The organism is Bacillus sp. NS1, from assembly GCF_058248265.1.
Window position 1 is genome coordinate 132525 of sequence record NZ_JBZAZF010000005.1, and the last position, 17570, is coordinate 150094.

The 17570-nt window shown below is 46.0% G+C and carries 17 protein-coding genes and 1 riboswitch; of the genes, 6 read left to right on the forward strand and 11 right to left on the reverse strand.

Annotation, left to right across the window (positions count from 1 at the left end; all coding sequences use genetic code 11):
- Nucleotides 1-8: 8 nt before the first annotated feature.
- The 3 genes from dctP to dctS all read right to left on the reverse strand — a co-directional run bounded on the left by dctP (nucleotide 9) and on the right by dctS (nucleotide 3671).
- Nucleotides 9-1274 carry a C4-dicarboxylate transporter DctP gene (dctP, locus tag AC4CV5_RS17905; protein WP_222143576.1) on the reverse strand — a complete coding sequence of 422 codons (1266 nt, stop codon included), beginning with the start codon at nucleotides 1272-1274 and terminating at the stop codon, nucleotides 9-11.
- A gap of 119 nt (nucleotides 1275-1393) precedes the next feature.
- Nucleotides 1394-2074, reverse strand: a complete 681-nt coding sequence (gene dctR, locus AC4CV5_RS17910) for a two-component system response regulator DctR (protein ID WP_166854241.1) — start codon at nucleotides 2072-2074, stop codon at nucleotides 1394-1396.
- Entirely contained in the window at nucleotides 2064-3671 is a 1608-nt protein-coding gene (gene dctS / locus AC4CV5_RS17915; RefSeq protein WP_490923484.1) for a two-component system sensor histidine kinase DctS, read from the reverse strand. Before dctS ends, dctR begins: the two co-directional genes overlap by 11 nt.
- Nucleotides 3672-3740: 69 nt before the next feature.
- On the opposite strand from dctS, the gene AC4CV5_RS17920 reads away from it, so the two are divergent.
- Nucleotides 3741-4793 (forward strand): TRAP transporter substrate-binding protein, encoded by a 1053-nt coding sequence (locus AC4CV5_RS17920; protein ID WP_490923485.1) that lies wholly within the window; start codon nucleotides 3741-3743, stop codon nucleotides 4791-4793.
- Nucleotides 4794-4879: 86 nt separating this feature from the next.
- Entirely contained in the window at nucleotides 4880-5701 is an 822-nt protein-coding gene (locus tag AC4CV5_RS17925; RefSeq protein ID WP_490923487.1) for a manganese catalase, read from the forward strand.
- Between the two features lie 36 nt (nucleotides 5702-5737).
- On the opposite strand, the gene AC4CV5_RS17930 is transcribed toward AC4CV5_RS17925, so the two are convergent.
- The 4 genes from AC4CV5_RS17930 to AC4CV5_RS17945 all read right to left on the reverse strand — a co-directional run bounded on the left by AC4CV5_RS17930 (nucleotide 5738) and on the right by AC4CV5_RS17945 (nucleotide 7882).
- The gene (locus AC4CV5_RS17930; protein WP_373924158.1) at nucleotides 5738-6097 is read right to left on the reverse strand and encodes a YdbC family protein; all 360 of its coding nucleotides are present in this window, start codon (nucleotides 6095-6097) and stop codon (nucleotides 5738-5740) included.
- The gene (locus AC4CV5_RS17935) at nucleotides 6091-6432 is read right to left on the reverse strand and encodes a cupin domain-containing protein (protein ID WP_166854246.1); all 342 of its coding nucleotides are present in this window, start codon (nucleotides 6430-6432) and stop codon (nucleotides 6091-6093) included. The genes AC4CV5_RS17930 and AC4CV5_RS17935 overlap by 7 nt, the downstream gene beginning before the upstream one ends.
- A 132-nt stretch (nucleotides 6433-6564) precedes the next feature.
- Entirely contained in the window at nucleotides 6565-6936 is a 372-nt protein-coding gene (gene gsiB / locus AC4CV5_RS17940) for a glucose starvation-inducible protein GsiB (protein ID WP_014112711.1), read from the reverse strand.
- 127 nt (nucleotides 6937-7063) lie between these two features.
- A complete protein-coding gene (locus AC4CV5_RS17945; protein WP_326222615.1) occupies nucleotides 7064-7882 on the reverse strand; it encodes an EcsC family protein in 819 nt (272 codons plus the stop codon).
- Between the two features lie 118 nt (nucleotides 7883-8000).
- On the opposite strand from AC4CV5_RS17945, the gene AC4CV5_RS17950 reads away from it, so the two are divergent.
- The 4 genes from AC4CV5_RS17950 to AC4CV5_RS17965 all read left to right on the forward strand — a co-directional run bounded on the left by AC4CV5_RS17950 (nucleotide 8001) and on the right by AC4CV5_RS17965 (nucleotide 10665).
- Nucleotides 8001-8453: a DUF2188 domain-containing protein gene (locus AC4CV5_RS17950; RefSeq protein WP_490923489.1), complete on the forward strand. Its 453-nt coding sequence runs from the start codon at nucleotides 8001-8003 to the stop codon at nucleotides 8451-8453.
- 77 nt (nucleotides 8454-8530) lie between these two features.
- Entirely contained in the window at nucleotides 8531-8788 is a 258-nt protein-coding gene (locus AC4CV5_RS17955) for a GlsB/YeaQ/YmgE family stress response membrane protein (protein ID WP_003225121.1), read from the forward strand.
- Nucleotides 8789-9016: 228 nt separating this feature from the next.
- Nucleotides 9017-10294 (forward strand): Nramp family divalent metal transporter, encoded by a 1278-nt coding sequence (locus AC4CV5_RS17960; RefSeq protein ID WP_166854249.1) that lies wholly within the window; start codon nucleotides 9017-9019, stop codon nucleotides 10292-10294.
- Between the two features lie 104 nt (nucleotides 10295-10398).
- Nucleotides 10399-10665 (forward strand): hypothetical protein, encoded by a 267-nt coding sequence (locus AC4CV5_RS17965; protein WP_490923492.1) that lies wholly within the window; start codon nucleotides 10399-10401, stop codon nucleotides 10663-10665.
- Nucleotides 10666-10862: 197 nt separating this feature from the next.
- On the opposite strand, the gene AC4CV5_RS17970 is transcribed toward AC4CV5_RS17965, so the two are convergent.
- The 4 genes from AC4CV5_RS17970 to AC4CV5_RS17985 all read right to left on the reverse strand — a co-directional run bounded on the left by AC4CV5_RS17970 (nucleotide 10863) and on the right by AC4CV5_RS17985 (nucleotide 17565).
- The gene (locus AC4CV5_RS17970; protein ID WP_490923494.1) at nucleotides 10863-12587 is read right to left on the reverse strand and encodes a pyruvate oxidase; all 1725 of its coding nucleotides are present in this window, start codon (nucleotides 12585-12587) and stop codon (nucleotides 10863-10865) included.
- 66 nt (nucleotides 12588-12653) lie between these two features.
- The gene (locus AC4CV5_RS17975; protein ID WP_490923496.1) at nucleotides 12654-13103 is read right to left on the reverse strand and encodes an NUDIX hydrolase; all 450 of its coding nucleotides are present in this window, start codon (nucleotides 13101-13103) and stop codon (nucleotides 12654-12656) included.
- Between the two features lie 56 nt (nucleotides 13104-13159).
- Nucleotides 13160-14983: a potassium transporter KimA gene (kimA, locus tag AC4CV5_RS17980; RefSeq protein WP_490923497.1), complete on the reverse strand. Its 1824-nt coding sequence runs from the start codon at nucleotides 14981-14983 to the stop codon at nucleotides 13160-13162.
- Nucleotides 14984-15174: 191 nt separating this feature from the next.
- Nucleotides 15175-15318, reverse strand: a riboswitch (cyclic di-AMP (ydaO/yuaA leader).
- Nucleotides 15319-15453: 135 nt separating this feature from the next.
- Nucleotides 15454-17565, reverse strand: coding sequence for a cellulose biosynthesis cyclic di-GMP-binding regulatory protein BcsB (locus tag AC4CV5_RS17985; protein ID WP_490923499.1), 2112 nt, complete (start codon nucleotides 17563-17565; stop codon nucleotides 15454-15456).
- Between the last annotated feature and the right edge of the window lie 5 nt (nucleotides 17566-17570).

A 17570-nucleotide genomic window follows, 5' to 3' on the forward strand; every position in this document is an offset into this window, starting at 1 on the left:
TCTTTTTTTCAGACTGCTGTTTTCATTTTTTTCATGCCTTCAACAGCCTCTATGCTTTTTGCTTCATCGAATTCATTTTCGCTTTTTGCAACAATGATCGTGGCGATTCCGTTTCCGATCAGGTTCACAATCGCTCTTCCTTCACTCATGAAACGGTCGACTCCAAGCAGGAGTGCAAGGCCCTCCAGCGGAATGACCTGAAGCGCTGACAGTGTTGAGGCAAGGACGATAAATCCGCTTCCCGTCACACCGGCCGCTCCCTTCGATGTCAGCATCAGAACGAGGATAATTGTAATTTGCTGGCCGATGCTGAGGTCTACTCCAAACACCTGTGCCAGAAAAACCGTCGCCATTGATAAATAAATGGATGTGCCGTCAAGGTTAAACGAATAGCCCGTCGGAATGACAAGCCCGACAACGGATTTCGAACAGCCGTAACGCTCCATTTTATCCATCATTCGCGGAAGCACCGATTCTGAAGAGCTTGTGCCAAGCACGATCAGAAGCTCATCTTTAATGAAGCGCAGGTAGTTCAACAGGCTGAATCCGTAAAGCTTGCAGATGATATTTAAAGCAACAAATACGAACAGGAACATCGTAATATAAACAGACATCATTAAGCTTGCCAGAGGCTTGATGGAATCGAGACCGAAGTGCCCGATCGTATACGCCATCGCCCCGAATGCCCCGATTGGCGCGGCACGCATGATGTAGCCGATGATTTTGAAAAAGACGTGAGAAAGCTTGTCGAAGAAATCAATGACACTTTTGCCTTTTTCACCTAATGCTGCAAGACCGACTCCGAAAAGAATAGAAAAGAATAAGACCTGCAAAATGTCCCCTTTTGCGAAGGCATCAACCATGTTGGACGGAACAATGTGTGTGATAAAGTCAATCCAGTCGATTCCCTGACCGCCATTTTGCGTGTATTGTGATACATCTCCCTTTTCAAGCTTGCTGTAATCAAGACCCGCGCCCGGCTTCATGATATTGACGACAAATAAACCAATAATGAGTGCGAGGGTAGTGACAACCTCAAAATAAATAAACGCTTTTCCCCCTACTTTTCCAACCTTCTTCATATCGCCCATTTTTGCAATCCCGAGAACGATTGTGAAGAAAATGATTGGAGCGATCACCATTTTAACAGCATTGATAAATGTATCGCCAAGCGGTTTCATTTCTTTGCCGACATCTGGCCAGACCAGTCCGACAATGACCCCGATGATGACCGCAGTTATGACCTGAACTGTTAAATTTTTAAACAGTTTCATATCCTGCATCCCCCTGTCCTATTCACCTTTGTGTCTTTCTTACTAGAATGATAGCGTTTTCATATCGTCTGGGGAAGTTTATGATCATAACGGACATTTTGGTCTTTTTGGTCTCAGGTTTATCCTTTGAACACGTAGCGGTTGACGGGCCGGCCGACTCCGCCGTATTGAACGTCCAGCTTAATCGTTCCGGTTTTTTCTAGATAATCAAGATATCGTCTGGCTGTCACTCTGGCGATGCCGAGCGCTTTGGCGACCTCTTCTGCAGAAAGAGATGCGGTTTGCTGTTTCAAAAAAGCAGTGACTTCATTCATCGTGAAATGATTCAGCCCTTTCGGCAGATTCTGTACGGCCTGCTGCGGAATATTCAGGATCGCATCGAGCTGTTCCTGGGACAGTGTATCGCTCGCCTCTATTTTTTGTTTATATTGCTTGTACTTTTCAAGTGCCTGTCTCATTCGCTCAAGCTTAAACGGTTTTAAGATATAGTCAGCCGCTCCATTTTGCAGCATAAGAGAGATCGTTTCTTTGTCTTTTGCAGCGGAAACGACGATGACATCCACTTCAAGCTTTTGCTTTCTGATCTCCTGCAAGGTTTTGATTCCGTCTTTTTTCGGCATGTATACATCGAGAATGACGAGGTCGGGCTGTTTTTCTTTAATCAGTTTGATGCCTTCTTCTCCGTTTCCCGCTGTTGCACAGACCGTAAAGCCTTTGACAGTTGTGATGAAATCCTTGTTTACCTCTTGAACCATCGGATCGTCTTCAATGAGCAGAACCTTCCATTCCTTACGAGCCATGCTGTGCTTCCTCCTCCTTCATTGGAAAAACGATAGAAAAAGATGTTCCCTGTCCCGCGTGTGAATCAACTTCTATCGTGCCCGATCCTTTGTCTGTGATTTGTTTCACTAAATACAGGCCGTAGCCTGTGCCGCCCGTTTTATTGACCGTAAATCCTTTCTCGTAAAGGTGCGGCATATGTGCCGGTTCAATCCCGCAGCCGTTATCTTCTATTAAAATAGCAAGAATATCATCCGTTTGTTCGATGCTGATGTCAATTCGTTTATCATCAGATTGAACCGTTTCAAATGAACCGAAGGCATTTTCAATCAGGTTGCCGAGGAGCACGACGATATCATGTTGATCAACATGCTCGGGAAATTGCTGAAGACTGCTGTTTTCATCAATATGAACAGCAATGCCGAGCTCTCTTCCTCTTCTGATTTTACTTAATAGAAGGCCAGCCGCGGAGTCATTTTGAATCGAACGGTGCAGAAATTCAGTCACATTTTCCTGCTCAGTTGATGCCTCGAATGCAAGCTGCAAGGCCTTTTCAGATTTCCCCAGCTGGATGAGTCCGGCGATTGTATGCAGCTTATTCATATGCTCATGGTTTTGGACGCGGAGCGCCTCCACAAAGTTTTTGACGCCCGTCAATTCCTCCGCCATTTTAGCCGCTTCCGTTCTGTCCTGAAAAATCGCGACGGCGCCGATGACTTTTTTCTTCATGACAATCGGAATTCTGCTGCTCATGATGACTTTTCCGCTAACGCGAATTTCTTCATTATAAACCGCTTTGTTCCGCTCCACGATTTCGGGCAGCCGCGAATCCTTGAGAACCTCCCAGATCACCTTTCCGACCAGATCCCCCTGCACTTCAAAGATCTGTTTCGCTTTTTCATTGAAAATTGTAATGGTAAGCCGATTGTCGATGGCAATTACGCCTTCATTCATTGAGTGAAACGTCGCTGTCCGTTCTTCATACATTCGGACAATCTCATGAGGCTCAAGCTGAAACATTTGTTTTTTGATATGGCGGGCCAGCAGAAAGGACCCTGCAAGGCCGAAACTGAGTGTCAGCACAACGATAAATGTGATATCACGCTTTAAATGAAGCAGGATGTCAGCGATTCCCGGCAGCGTTTTCCCGACTAGCACTACGCCGATCTGGTTTAGATCATGATCCTTTACCGGATAAAAAGCGCGGACCGCCGTGCCGATCTCGCCCTTTGCTTCCGAGAAATAAATGTGCTCCGCAAACGCTGCCTCTTCGTCAGCACCTTCAGATTTCTTGCCGATGCTTGTGCTGACAGGATGTGTGTAGCGGATGTGATTCATATCCATGACGACAATATAGTCTGCTTCATTAATCATCCTGATCTCTTCAACCGCATGGCGAACAGCTTCTGTTTGTTTTTTTCGCGCCAAGGCCTCTTTCACTTCTGTCATCTCCGACACCGTTCGGGCCGTATTCATCAAACGTTTTTTCAGCTCCCGCTCCTCTGTATGCTGGATATTGCCAATGAGCACAATGCCGCCGATCAAAAAGGAGAAAATGACGAGTATATAGGATAGGATTGTGATTTTCCAACGGATTGAGAGCTTCTTTTTGGTCATCAGCTTCTCCTTTCAGGTCTTTACGAATGGCATTGCCCCCATTATCCTTAACTAAGGGGAGGGCTTTTCATGAAGAGTTTGCTTGCATGTCTCGCACTGATGTTCGCCGGAATTGCAACCGCTTTATTTATCGGATTCCATGATCATGCCGGCAGTGAAGAGATTGTTTATGATGACGACCAGGAAGGCTTACAGGATCAAATTGTGTTTAAATTCAGCCATGTGGTTGCGGAAAATACGCCGAAAGGGCTGGCCGCCAATAAGTTCGCCGAGCTGGTGAACGAAAAATCAGGCGGGAAAATGAAAATTGAAGTGTTCCCGAATGGAAGCCTGTATTCGGACATCGAAGAAATTGAAGCATTGCAAAACGGCGATGTTCAATTTATCGCCCCCTCCACATCGAAGCTCGGCATGCTCTCGCCTGTATGGGGCGTGCTGGATCTGCCGTATGCATTTACAAATTACGATGCCGTCAAAAAAGGGCTGAACGGCAGCATCGGTACACAGCTGTTTGATTCTCTAAAGAAAAATCAATTAAAAGGCCTTGCCTATTGGACAAACGGCTTTAAGCAAATCACGACAAATCAAGGACCGGTCAAAGGCCCGGATGATTTAAAAGGACAAGATCTCCGCATTATGCAAAGCGATGTGATAGAGGATCAGTTCAAGCTGCTTGGCGCAACACCTCACCAGGAATCCTTCAATTCTACCTTTCAGCTGTTAGAAAACAATATAGTCGATGGCGAAGAAAATACAATCTCAAACATCTATTCTAAAAAATTTTATAATGTTCAGGACTATTTGACAATAAGCAGCCACGGTTATCTCGGCTATGCTGTCATGACTGATGAGCATTTCTGGAACGCGCAAACGCCGGAAACAAGACGCATTTTGACTGAAGCGATGCAGGAAACGACGGAGTGGAATGAAACATATGCTGAAGAAATGAACAAGGAGCAGCTGGAAGAAATCAAAAAAAATTCATCTATTAAAATTTACGAGCTGTCAGATAAAGAGAAAAAAGAATGGATGAAGCGCCTTGATCCTGTTTATCAGCAGTACGAGCCCATCTTCGGCCGAAAGCTGATCCAGGAGCTTTTAGAGCTGCGGGAGGATTCGTAATCCCCCATCTCGATACGCTTCTTTTCGTTTATCTTTCAATTGAGAGGAAATATAAAAAGAGATAAACGAAAAAAGGAGATGGGAACATGTTTAAGCACACGAAAATGCTGCAGCATCCTGCTAAACCAGATCGTCCAGATCCATTATTCGCTAAAAAATTGCAAGAAATTTTAGGCGGGCAATTCGGAGAAATTTCTGTTGCTATGCAATACTTATTTCAAGGCTGGAATACAAGAGGAAATGAAAAATACAAGGATTTACTGATGGATACAGCTACTGAGGAACTCGGGCATGTTGAAATGATCGCCACAATGATCGCCAGACTTCTTGAGGATGCCCCGCTTGATCAGCAGGAAAAAGCCGCTGAAGATCCGGTCATCGGCTCCATCCTCGGCGGCATGAACCCTCACCATGCGATTGTATCAGGACTTGGCGCCATGCCGGAAAGCAGTACAGGCGTACCTTGGAGCGGCGGTTATATCGTAGCAAGCGGAAACCTGCTGGCAGACTTCCGCGCCAATCTGAATGCAGAATCACAAGGCCGTCTGCAGGTTGCACGCCTGTTTGAAATGACGGATGACAAAGGCGTTAAAGACATGCTCAGCTTCCTGCTGGCGCGTGACACGATGCACCAAAATCAATGGCTCGCAGCCATTAAAGAATTAGAAGCACAGGAAGGCCCGATTGTGCCTGGGACATTCCCAAAAGCACTCGAAAAACAAGAGTTCTCGCATCAGCTGATCAATTTCTCTGAAGGCGAAGAAAGCGCCGAACAAACCTGGCTGAACGAAAAAGCGCCGGATGGAGAGGCCTTTGAATATGTGAAAGAAGCTAAAGCGTTTGGAGAAAAACCGGAGTTAAAACCAGCACCGCCTTTTGTTCATGATACGCTTCCAGGACGCGAGTAAAGACACAAGCCCAAAACATGATGTTTTGGGCTTTAATTATGCCTTCAGAACGGTCCAGTCTGGTTCGCATCGGATATCAGAGTTATGTAACAGATCGTAACTGAACGATTCATCCTCTTCATACAGCGTCACTTTTATCGAAAGAAGCACAGCCTTCTGTTCGTTTTCTTCGTATATGCTGTCATGTACGTTCTCCATAAAAGCCTCATACACTTCTCTGTTCTCCCAAACGCTGATGATTTCTGCGGAAAACAGCCCATCTGCTGTTTTCCGCCAGCCGCCGGCCTGTTTGATGAAGCCATTTACATGTGATAGTGCTCCCCACTGTGACTGCGCTTTTGAAAATGCTTCAGCGTTCGCAGCGTCTACTTCACATACAATCCTTTTGATCAGCATGGCAATTCCTCTATGATGACTGTTTTCGCTTGTGTATGCTCGACACAGAGGTTCACCGTTCTGACGTAAGAGCGTGTGCGGTGAACCGTTCCTTTGGGGATCAGCAGGCTGTCATTTGCTTTGAGTACCGCGGTTTCTTTGTCCTTAAAATCGATCAGCAGCTCACCTTCAAGAACAATGAACAATTCATCTGAGTCAGGATGATGGTGCCAGTCATATTCTCCTGTAAACACTGCGAGGCGCACACAGTGGTCGTTGACCTCTGAGATTGAAAAATTAGCGTGTTTTTCTTTGACTGCATTGGCGATGGCGAGCAAATTTTGCATCTCGGACATTAGCAAAAACCCCTTTTTGACTTATTGTATCGCAATACCAGTGTAGATTGAGAAATTTTCAAAATAAAAAGCGATCCAGCTGGTGTGCCGGATCGCTTTTTATCTACAGGTTGTCTGCCTTTATGCTTTTGATTAGTCGTTGTTGCGGGCATTTCCGCCTTTTGAGCCAATTTCCTGGTAGAATTCTTTATCATGATTTTTGCTTGTTGCCTCTCCGCCTTTACGGCCGATTTCTTGATAGAATTCTTTGTCATGATTTTCGCTAGTGGCTTCTCCGCCTTTTTCGCCGATTTCTTGATAGAACTCTTTGTCATGATTTTGGCTAGTGGCTTCTCCGCCTTTTTCACCGATTTCTTGATAGAATTCTTTGTCATGGTTTTCGCTAGTGGCTTCTCCACCTTTTTTGCCAATCTCTTGATAGAATTCTTTATCATGGTTTTTGCTTGTTGTTTCTCCGCCTTTTCTACCTGCTTCTTCTCTGCTCATTTTGTTATCGTCTGCCATTTTGAATTCCTCCTTTAATTGGTGTTGGTTGTTGTATTCCCGCTATCAATTCTTTTAAACAAACTAAACACATTGGGTGTGTTTCCACTAAAAAAGCAGGCGGAACGCGGTGTCCGTCTGCTTTCTTCTATTCCATCTCTTGTTCTGTTTCTTTCAGCCGCTCAAGAATGCGCCGCTTTTTATACAGCATCATACCCGTTTCGGTAATGTCGTTTATGGTTGAGCGATTGGCTGCCGCGCCAAAGACCATTCCCGCGACCGGCACCAGTTGAAAAAGCTTTTTCCAGCCAAACGTGTCGCGATAGCCTAAAACGACTTCACGCCAGCCTTGGATTTGAGAAGCGACATTCTTATATGTACGATCTTGATCATAGTCTTTTAATTCTTGCAAAATCGTTTTTTTGCCGACAACATCAGCCGATGTCAGCTGCAAACATTTTACGATGAAGACACGCTCTTTTTTCTCCTTTGGATCATAGCCATACGCAACCGCGATATCCTGTAACGTTTTTAACGACAGGCCAAGCACAGCCGGAATGTCAGCCGCCAGCGTGAACACACCGCCCACACCCGTTGTCGCGCCTTGTACGGTTGCCGTGTTGATTCTGTTTTTGCCCATTCCTTCCGCAATTTCATCCATGACAGGCAGAGGCGCTTTTTGAACGTCTTCCAGTGATTCGAAGGTATCTTCCGGCAGTTTCTTTTGAAACATCTTAATAATCTGTTTTTCCGATGTCAGATACTGTCCTCCTGTTTGAACAAAGCTGCCGATCTCATCCAAAAGCTTGCCGATCTTTTTCTGAATGAATTCCGGTGTCAGCTTGTCCAGCAGCTGAAACGGGAGACGGCTGAGCTTTTCCCAAAACCAGACTTTTTGCTGTTCTTTTTCCCATTTCTCTATTTCTTTTAATTGCTGATGTAAGTCTTCTTTTCGTCCTGCTGTCACCCAACTCGCACTTCCCTTCCGTTTTTTTCTCCTATATAGTATACCTTCATTTTCACGGAAACGTTTTTATTTTTCACCTGCGGGTACCTTTTTTATAAAAGGAAAAGGAGTGATGAACATGCCTTGGTCGATGAAGGATTATCCCGCTTCATTAAAAAATCTTGAGAAGCCGGTGAAGAAAAAAGCAATTGAGATTGCGAATGCGATGATTGATGAGGGCTATGAGGACGGACGCGCGATTCCGATTGCGACAAGCAAAGCAAAGGAATGGGCGGAAAACGCCTCTAAAAAGGAAATTGATGATTTCCTCAAGCATGATGATGAGACAGATCGCGATGAGGATTCAAGCAGCGGCAACGGCCCTGAGCTCATGGATAGAGCAGAGCATGTCATCAAGCATAAAAACGGCTGGGCGGTCAAAGCCGAGGGTGCCAAACGTGTCTCTGAGATCAAAGATACAAAGAAGGATGCGATTGAACGTGCAAAGGAAATTGCAGCGCATAAAGGCACTGAGGTGATTGTTCACTTTGCCGACGGCAGCGTGCAGAGAAAAATGAAAGCAGGATCATAAAGCGATATGCTTTTCGGGGTTTCGGGTTTGGCATGAGCGGTTATTGATTTATAAATTATTTATGAGAGGTGAGTATGATGATTAGCTTTTTGGTTTCATTAGTTGTTGCTATCGTAATCGGATTAATCGGAAGCGCCATCGTAGGAAACCGGATGCCGGGAGGAATTTTCGGTTCTATGATTGCCGGGCTGATCGGCGCTTGGATTGGACACGGACTCCTTGGCACTTGGGGACCGAGCCTCGCTGGCTTTGCTATTTTCCCAGCCATCATCGGGGCCGCCATCTTCGTCTTCTTACTGAGCCTCGTATTCCGCGGGCTACGTAAGGAAGCCTAGTCTCATTTCATACAGGAGGCATCGTTTCGAACTGAAACGATGTCTTTTTATATGGGACCTTATCCGAATTCCTACATATCATGTTACATAACAGGGAAAAATTCAGGAATGTACTTTGAACATTTCCAGTTGACAAGAAACCGGGATGGTCATATGATGTAGATAAAATAATTTGCCTTAAGGAAACTCTTTGTTGTTCGGCAAAAACAAACAGAATTCAGGTGAGACATGATGAACAAGGACATCACAGCACAATCTCCCCGTTCCAAAGCAGTCCAAGATGCGCTTGACGGGAAAATTAGAGGATTCAGAGGGCTGCTCCCTTTTCTGGGCCCTGCATTTATAGCAGCCATCGCCTATATTGATCCCGGCAACTTCGCAACGAATATATCGGCGGGATCTAAATACGGATATATGTTGCTATGGGTGATTTTATTTTCTAATATCATGGCACTTTTAATCCAATCACTATCAGCCAAACTCGGTATTGCAACAGGCAAAAATCTGCCTGAGGTTGCCCGCGAAGAATTCCCAAAGCCTGTCTCCATCGGATTATGGATTCAGGGCGAGCTGGTCATTATCGCAACTGATCTGGCGGAATTTATCGGGGCGGCTCTGGGACTGTATTTGCTGTTTGGCATTCCGATGCTTGAAGCATCTATTATAGCGGCGATCGGTTCTTTCGCGATATTGGAGCTTCAGCGCCGCGGTTATCGCTCACTTGAAGCCGGCATTGCCGGTATGCTGTTTGTGGTGGTGATCGCCTTTGCGCTGCAGACCTTTTTCGCAAAGCCTGATGCCGCGTCAGTGATGAAGGGCCTTTTTGTCCCGGCGTTTCAAGGCACGGACAGTGTGCTTCTTGCAGCAGGTATTCTCGGCGCAACCGTTATGCCGCACGCCATTTATTTACACTCTGCCCTTACACAGCGGCGGGTGGTAGGCAAAACTGATGCTGAACGGAAAAAAATCTTCAGATTTGAATTTATTGATATTTTAATAGCGATGCTGATTGCAGGGGCTATTAATGCAAGTATGCTGATTGTGGCTGCTGCATTATTCTTCAAAAACGGCCTGTTTGTCGAGGATCTCGATGTCGCATTTCAGCAATTCGGACATCTTGTCAGCCCTGTGTCAGCGGCTTTATTCGGGATCGGCCTGCTTGTTGCCGGTCTATCCAGTTCGTCTGTCGGCACACTTTCAGGCGACGTGATCATGCAGGGATTTATCAACTACCGGATCCCGCTGTATGTACGGCGGTTTATTACGATCATTCCGCCGATCTTGATCATCGCGTCAGGCGTCAATCCGACTACCGCTCTCGTGCTGAGCCAGGTCGTGCTGTCCTTCGGCATCGCCTTTGCCTTAATCCCGCTTATTATGTTTACAAGCAATAAACGGATTATGGGGTCACTGATCAACGCCAAATGGGTCACAGTGGTTTCTTGGCTGATTGCTGTATTGATCGTTGCTTTGAATGTATTTTTAATTGTTGATACGTTTCGTTAAAAAACCGGCTGCTAAGCCGGTTTTTTATTTTTGCACAAAAGCTCATTAGATACCCTTTTTGACAGAAATTTGTTATGATAGAAGAAAAAATCGGAGTTTTGATGATGTCAATATTTATTCTGTTTTATTTGTGGATTGTTCCTATTGTAATCGGCATTTTATGTTCTGTTATTGCCTATAAATCCAAGGGGAAAATGAGAGTCGCGCCTGGGATTGCCATGATCGTGCTCAGTATCATTTCCTTGATCACCGCTTTTACGGTCGGACACACGAATTTCCACGTGTTTATCGGCGGAATGTTTTTATTCGGCACCTTCCTGGTCGGTTCTGCTTTTCCTTTCTTTTTCGGGCTTAAGAAAAAAGAGAAATAAATTTATAAAGACATGAACTCTGTAAGATTTGATAAGAATAAACATATGAAACATACAAGGACAAATGCGCTGATCTTTTTGCTTTGAAAGAAGATGCATTTGTCCTTTTGTGCGTTTTGAGCATGGCGAATCCTAATAAGTACCACTAATTTAATCCAACACATAAAAAACAGGGGCCTCAAAAGACCCCTGTTTTTTTAAAATAACCGTTTTAAACTTTTCTTTAATGACGGCATTTCGATTTTTTGGTTTTCAAAGAAATTTTTCAGCATGTATTTGCTGAAGCCTTTTGCCTGTCCGTAGGTGATTTTGCCAGGCAGCGGCGGTTCGTTTCCGATCATGACGTCCACAACGACCGGCTGGTCAGCCTGTAACGCCTCATGGAAAGCAGGTGCAAGCTCTTCCGCTCTGGTCACCTTGATGCCCTTTGCTCCGCAGCTTTCTGCAAATGCGGCATAGTCGACATTTTGAAGTTTTGTGACATAGTCGATATTGCCTTTAACCTGCTGCTCGTACTCGATCATGCCGAGATTTTCGTTGTTTAAAATGACGACGGTAATCGGAAGCTTGTATTTGACGGCGGTCGGGAGATCCTGCATAACCATGGAAAAGCCCCCGTCACCGCAAACGGCGATCGCCTGGCGCTCCGGTTCGGCCAAGCTTGACGCGATCGCTCCCGGCAGACCGCAGCCCATTGTCGCAAGCCAGCTGGAAACGATGAAATCCTGGTTCGCGTTCATTTTGAAATGCCGCGCCATCCAGACTGTCACAGTGCCGACATCTACAGAGAGCACCGCATCATCGGCTGCCGCTTCCTGAAGACGTGCCACGACCTGCTGGGGCTTGAGCGGTGTTTCCGCCTCAGTCTCATCTTTTTCGATTTCGTTCCACCAATGCTGCATATGTTCCGTGCAGGCATCCAGGAATCTTCTATCTTCCTTCCGTTCAATATACTCCGTCAATTCGCGCAGGCCGAGAGCTGAATCGCAGACAAGGCCCGCTGTCACCGGATAGCGTTTTCCGATTTTTGCCGGATCTGAGTCGAGCTGGATGGCCGGTGTGTCATCAGGCAAATAATCGCGATATGGAAATGAGGTCCCGAGCATGATTAGTAAATCGCATTCCTCCATTGCCTCGTAGGCCGGCTTTGTGCCGATCTGCCCGAGATTGCCGAGAAAATGCGGATGCTTATCGGGGACCACGCCTTTTGCCGGGAGTGTGACAACGATCGGGGCTGCAGCTTTGTCCGCAAACTCCAGGAGCTCCCGTTTCGCCTTTTTCATTCCCTGCCCCGCCAAGATAATCGGCTTCTTAGCGTTATTTATATATTGCGCGCAAGTGACAAGCTGTTCTTTTTTCGGTTCAAGATTCCCTTCAATATACACTGGTGAGGTGTGTACGGGCTCCCGTTTGATTTTCTCCGCAAACAAATCATCAGACACGCTCAATACCGCAACGCCTTTTTTGCTGTAGGCGGTGCGGATCGCCTGATTCAAGAGATCCGGCAGTGATTCCGCACTATGTACCTCTCTGTTGAACACAGCTACGTCTTCAAACATTTGCTCAAGCTTGATCTCCTGAAAATAATCCCGTCCGACTTCGCCTGATGAAACTTGTCCTGCAATTGCCAGCACAGGAGCGCCGTCCGCTTTTGCATCATATAAACCGTTTAATAAGTGCACCGCACCCGGCCCTGCGATTGACAGGCAGACGCCGATCTTGCCGGTGAGTTTTGCCTCAGCCGCGGCCGCCAGCGCCGCCACCTCTTCATGGCGGGTTTGAATGAATTTCAATTGATTTCTTTCGTGTCTTAATTCTTCGATAAACTCATTTATACTGTCTCCGGGGATGCCGTAAACATGATCAACTCCCCATTGTTCAAGCAATTCTGTCATTGCTTGTCCTGCAGTTTTATGTGCCATGCCGTATCCTCCTTTTTCCTTTTTTCAATACCACCGGAGAATAGCTTTAAAACCCGGAGACCTTTATCACTTGCCCAGTCTTCGTTTCAACAGGTCGATCGCCGCAAGCATGCCTCTGTCCTTGAGGGTGATAGTTGCATCTAGAGCGCCATTCCGGAAATCTTTGATTTGTCTTTTTCGGTTCGGCACCATTTTAAGCGGCAGACGCTGCGGAGAAAACCACTTCAATTCCGCTGTCTCCATCCCGTTCGCTATTACTTGTCCGCCTGTTATGTGCCCGGCAAATACATGCTGTTCATCCTGAAACTTTGGCCTTTGGTAGACACCTATTTTTGCAGAAAGCGCTGCGCTGAATCCCGTTTCTTCCAATACCTCCCGAATTGCCGCTACCTCAGCCGTTTCCCCGGGATCGACCCTGCCGCCCGGCAGATCCCATAAAGGGACATCGTTTCGTTTAACCAGCAAAATGTGCTGATTTTCGTTCAGTAGGATCACAAATGCACCTTGTGTATACATTGCTTTCTCCTATTCCCGCAAAAAAGACCAAGGTGATTCCCTTGGTCCTGGATGCTTTACTTTTTAAAATGATACGGCAGCGTGGCAACCATTATGTCCTTTTTCCAGAACAGCCGGACTCTGAGGAGGAAGGCTGATTGGTTGTGAAGGATGGTGTGCCAGCGTTTTTTCGTTATAAATTGCGGAAACAGCACCATGACGGAAAACTGCTCCTTCTTCGCTTTTGCTTCTACAGTTTCCAAAAACTTATCAAACGGATGGACCAGGCTTCTATATGAGGAATGAAGCGTAACGAGACGCACCCCGTTATTGAGCTCTTCCCAGCGTTTTTCAACTTTCTTTTCCTGTTCTCTGTCAAATGACACGTGAACGGCGATGACCTGATCGGACAGTGATTTTGCATATTGAATCGATTTTTGCACGACTGTGGTGACACCGGCTACTGGCACAATCACGACCGTGCCTTTGATTTCTTCTGGCTCTTTGTCTACGATGCGAAGCTGTTCACCGACAGCTGTGTAGTGATTTTTAATCGCAAAAAACAATAAAACGACGATAGGCATAAAGATTAACACAGGCCATACGACAATAAACTTCGTCACAAACAGGATGGACAGAACCATAAACGATATCAAAGCGCCACAGGAGTTGATCAGCATTTTTCCGATCCACCCTTTTGGTTTTTGCTTGATCCATTTGATGCACATGCCGGTTTGCGAAAGCGTAAATGGAATAAATACGCCTACAGCATATAACGGGATCAAGTGCTCTGTCTGTCCTCCGAATAACAGGATGAGCATAATCGAAGCAACGCCTAAAAAGATAATCCCATTTGAGAAGCCTAAGCGGTCGCCTCTGACTGTAAACATACGCGGCATGTACTGGTCTCTCGCCAGGTTGAAGGCAAGCTGCGGGAAGGCTGAAAATCCCGTATTCGCCGCAAGGACCAAAATAAGTGATGTGACACCTTGAATGACATAGTAGAACACATTCCGCCCGAAGGTTTCAGATGCAATTTGTGAAACCACCGTTTCATCGGGCTTCGGCGCCGTTCCATAGCCGTAGGCGAGCACGGTGATACCGGAAAATAGAATCGCCAGCAAAATGCCCATCATTGCAAGAGTTCTTGCTGCGTTACGCGCAGGCGGGTTTTTGAAAGCAGGAATCGCGTTAGAAATAGCCTCAACTCCGGTCAAAGCCGAGCAGCCCGAAGAAAAAGCCTTGAGCAGCAAAAACAGCGTAATGCCCGCTACCGGTGTGCCGAGCGGAGTATGATGGACTGGCTGATCTATTTGTCCTGTCATGAGTTTAAACAACCCGACTGTTATCAAAACCAAAAGCGCCGCCACAAACAGATAAACCGGGTAGGCAAGAATCGATGCCGATTCCGAAAGCCCGCGCAGGTTCAAAATCATAATGACTAAAACCAGTAAAACAGCAATCGGCACATGATAATCATGCAATACAGGAACGGCCGACGTGATGGCGTCCGTTCCTGCAGATATACTTACCGCTACTGTTAAAATATAATCGACAAGCAAGGAACCGCCTGCGATCAATCCCGGCTTTTCACCGAGGTTTTCTTTCGAAACAACATACGCCCCGCCGCCCTGCGGGTAAGCGTAAATAATTTGCCTGTATGAAAGAATCAGTGCGAGCAGCAATATGAGAACGCCAATCGCAATCGGAATGGAGTACCAAAATGCGGCAGCACTGATTGTCGCCAGAATGATTAAAATTTGCTCTGTGCCGTATGCGACAGATGACAGCGCATCTGAGGAAAGCATCGCCAAGGCTTTTAATTTTGTCAGTTTTTGCTCTCCAGCTGCTTGAGATTTTAGTGGTTTCCCAATCAAAAAACGTTTGATTGAATGATACATCGATGTCTTCCCCTTTTAATTTCTCATTTTTCAATTAAAACAATAAAACATCAGCATCTGCTCTCACATTTTGTAATAGTCCTTTCTGCTATGGTATCTCTGTACGAAATTTCCATTCTAAAAATGAACAGCAAAAAACACAGAGGCAAACGGATGCCCCTGTGCCATTACATCGAACACAGGTTTCATTCATCTCCTCTCACGAACGCTTACGAGGTTAGCTGACGGATTCGGGCATATGAGAGTTAGCCCTACCTAAAAAGGATTCACCCCAACGGCAAAAAGCCGTTCTAGTGGGTCCCCCGCTCTGATTTCAGATTAAGCGATTTGTTTTCTAAAAGAGATCATACTCCCGTTCCTGCACGTTGTAAAGAGGCTTATTGGCCGGGCGAAAAAAATAAAATGACAGGTTCCACAAATGGAATTTATGTACCAAAAAAATAAAAAACAGAGGCGTGATTGCCTCTGTTTTATTCTGTATCTGTCTTTCTTTTTCTTCGTCTTACAGCAACCCAAATGAACACTGCCGCAATCACCATAATAAGTGCCAGCACACCAATATACAGCCATTTCTGGCTATTATCCTGTGATGGTTGTTCTGTACTGGAACTGTTTGTTTCAGATTTGAGCTGCTGGTGGTTTGTAAACACCTGCTGGCTGTTGGTTTCGTTAACAACGGTTGCCGAGTCATCGGTACTGTTCAGATAACTGATGATCTCTTTCGTGACAGCCGTGCCATTTCCTTTTAAAGGCGCAAAGACAGCCATTGTGTAGCGTGAATCCCAAAGAGATGGTTGAGTAAATGCCACTTGTTTTGTTGTCTCATTCAACATCTCAAAACCTGATACATCAAACGAGCCGTTCTTCACTTGCGGCACAAGCAGATCTGATGATTTCTCCTTCAGAAGAGAAAATTGACTGATACTCCCTATGAAAATGAGGTTCCGACCTTTGGCATCATTTGCTGTTACGTCAGATGATTTCTTGACCTTGTATGAATGCTGCGCTTCGCTTCCAAAGGACTCCGTTACAAGAGAAAGCTCCTCAAGCTTCGATTGGCTTACGGTGTCAGGAAGCACGATTAACGTTGTTTTTTCCTGATTTCCGGCGTAAGGAAGCGGCCACTCTTGGAAATCCGCTGACGGAGACATGTCTTTGATGGCGTAAGACAATGTACTGCTTTTATCGATAAAGACCCACTTTTCTTCATCAGTCGTGTTGCAAGGATTGTTTTCCTTTAATCCAGTTGTGACAAACTGAGTATCAATGTAGCGGTTTTTTTGCAGCAGCTTAGGGTCCACTTTTAGCATGACATGATAGAATCCGTTTTTATCTTCTTTTCCTAAATCATCAAGACGGACCGAGTGCGGCTGGCCGTTGATCATGACCTTCAGTTCTGCCGCCTGAGAAACCGATCCATTCTCAGCCGTTGAGGCTTGAATCGTTTCGGACTTCTTCAACTTTAGCGACAGCTTTGCAGATTGGTTTTGGTCTAAAACCGCCGAAGCTGGATAAAAGTAATGTGCGGAAGATGTTTTGTCAGCTCCAATTGTGATATCACCCGCTCCAAAATTCTCGAGGGTCAGCTTATTGCTTTCTTTTTTTTCAACCTGCTTTAGCTTGCTGATTGAGAGTGTATCGCCGCTGAGCTGGCCTGTGTAAGTCTGATCCGTGATGACACTGATTTTTTCAGTGAGCACGTCATCAGATGCCGCTTGTGCAAACAGAACCGGCTGCTGCTTAGCCTCTGCTTTTAACACCCGCTCCGCTAGCAGAAGTTTTTCCCCTTTTGCTTGTAAGCCGGCTTGTTTCAGCAACTTTTTCACCTTGCCGTTCCAATGCTTGTCCACTCCGATGAAAATTGTCGGCTTGTCGATTTTCTTCAGTTCAGATTCCGTGACATACGAGATGCTGACACTGCTATCCACCGTTTTCAAATAGCCTTCTGTTTTCACTGCAGCTTCAATTTCCGCCGAACTTGGGTCATCGGGAATGACGATGGCTGTTTCTTCCGCTGTATTTCCCGACTGGGCGAAAGGATATGGATAATGGTCCAGCGAGGTACCCTTCGCTTCACTGCTGTCCGCCAGTGTCAGACGGCTGTCCGGATAAATTTTGATCCAGTTGCCGGACGTATCCTGCCCGACGCAGACGCCCTCTTTCATCACGCCGTAAAATTTCAGCGATACGTTGTGATAGCCTTGGGCAGACTGGCTTTTATTCAGGTTCAGCTTCACTGTTTTCCGTTTGGAATCACCATCAAGCTTTAACGTTTTGACCGGTTCATCGTCTATGACAGCCGTTAATGATGATGGAGAAATTAAAAGATTTGATGCCTCGTATTCAATCACCAATTGCTGATTGCCGGTAGAAGCACCTGCCGGGATTTGATACGTCAGCTCTGCGCTGTCTTTTGATCCGTACAGTGTAATCAGGTCGCTTGTCAGCACCTGCTGTTTGGATTGTTCTTGGCTGCTTTTTCCGAGAAGCGAACCGCTGACCTCCACCTCTTTGGCAAAAGCCGCTTGTCCAGTCATCACAAGCAGCATGAGGCTAGTGAGAAAAATCATTATTGGTTTCAAAAAGG

Excerpts from the sequence above, each read along its gene's own strand:
- dctP (WP_222143576.1), bottom strand. The coding sequence starts at position 1,274 with ATGAAACTGTTTAAAAATTTAACAGTTCAGGTCATAACTGCGGTCATC.
- dctR (WP_166854241.1), bottom strand. The coding sequence starts at position 2,074 with ATGGCTCGTAAGGAATGGAAGGTTCTGCTCATTGAAGACGATCCGATG.
- dctS (WP_490923484.1), bottom strand. The coding sequence starts at position 3,671 with ATGACCAAAAAGAAGCTCTCAATCCGTTGGAAAATCACAATCCTATCC.
- AC4CV5_RS17920 (WP_490923485.1), top strand. The coding sequence starts at position 3,741 with ATGAAGAGTTTGCTTGCATGTCTCGCACTGATGTTCGCCGGAATTGCA.
- AC4CV5_RS17925 (WP_490923487.1), top strand. The coding sequence starts at position 4,880 with ATGTTTAAGCACACGAAAATGCTGCAGCATCCTGCTAAACCAGATCGT.
- AC4CV5_RS17930 (WP_373924158.1), bottom strand. The coding sequence starts at position 6,097 with ATGCTGATCAAAAGGATTGTATGTGAAGTAGACGCTGCGAACGCTGAA.
- AC4CV5_RS17935 (WP_166854246.1), bottom strand. The coding sequence starts at position 6,432 with ATGTCCGAGATGCAAAATTTGCTCGCCATCGCCAATGCAGTCAAAGAA.
- gsiB (WP_014112711.1), bottom strand. The coding sequence starts at position 6,936 with ATGGCAGACGATAACAAAATGAGCAGAGAAGAAGCAGGTAGAAAAGGC.
- AC4CV5_RS17950 (WP_490923489.1), top strand. The coding sequence starts at position 8,001 with ATGCCTTGGTCGATGAAGGATTATCCCGCTTCATTAAAAAATCTTGAG.
- AC4CV5_RS17955 (WP_003225121.1), top strand. The coding sequence starts at position 8,531 with ATGATTAGCTTTTTGGTTTCATTAGTTGTTGCTATCGTAATCGGATTA.
- AC4CV5_RS17960 (WP_166854249.1), top strand. The coding sequence starts at position 9,017 with ATGATGAACAAGGACATCACAGCACAATCTCCCCGTTCCAAAGCAGTC.
- AC4CV5_RS17965 (WP_490923492.1), top strand. The coding sequence starts at position 10,399 with ATGTCAATATTTATTCTGTTTTATTTGTGGATTGTTCCTATTGTAATC.
- AC4CV5_RS17970 (WP_490923494.1), bottom strand. The coding sequence starts at position 12,587 with ATGGCACATAAAACTGCAGGACAAGCAATGACAGAATTGCTTGAACAA.
- AC4CV5_RS17975 (WP_490923496.1), bottom strand. The coding sequence starts at position 13,103 with ATGTATACACAAGGTGCATTTGTGATCCTACTGAACGAAAATCAGCAC.
- kimA (WP_490923497.1), bottom strand. The coding sequence starts at position 14,983 with ATGTATCATTCAATCAAACGTTTTTTGATTGGGAAACCACTAAAATCT.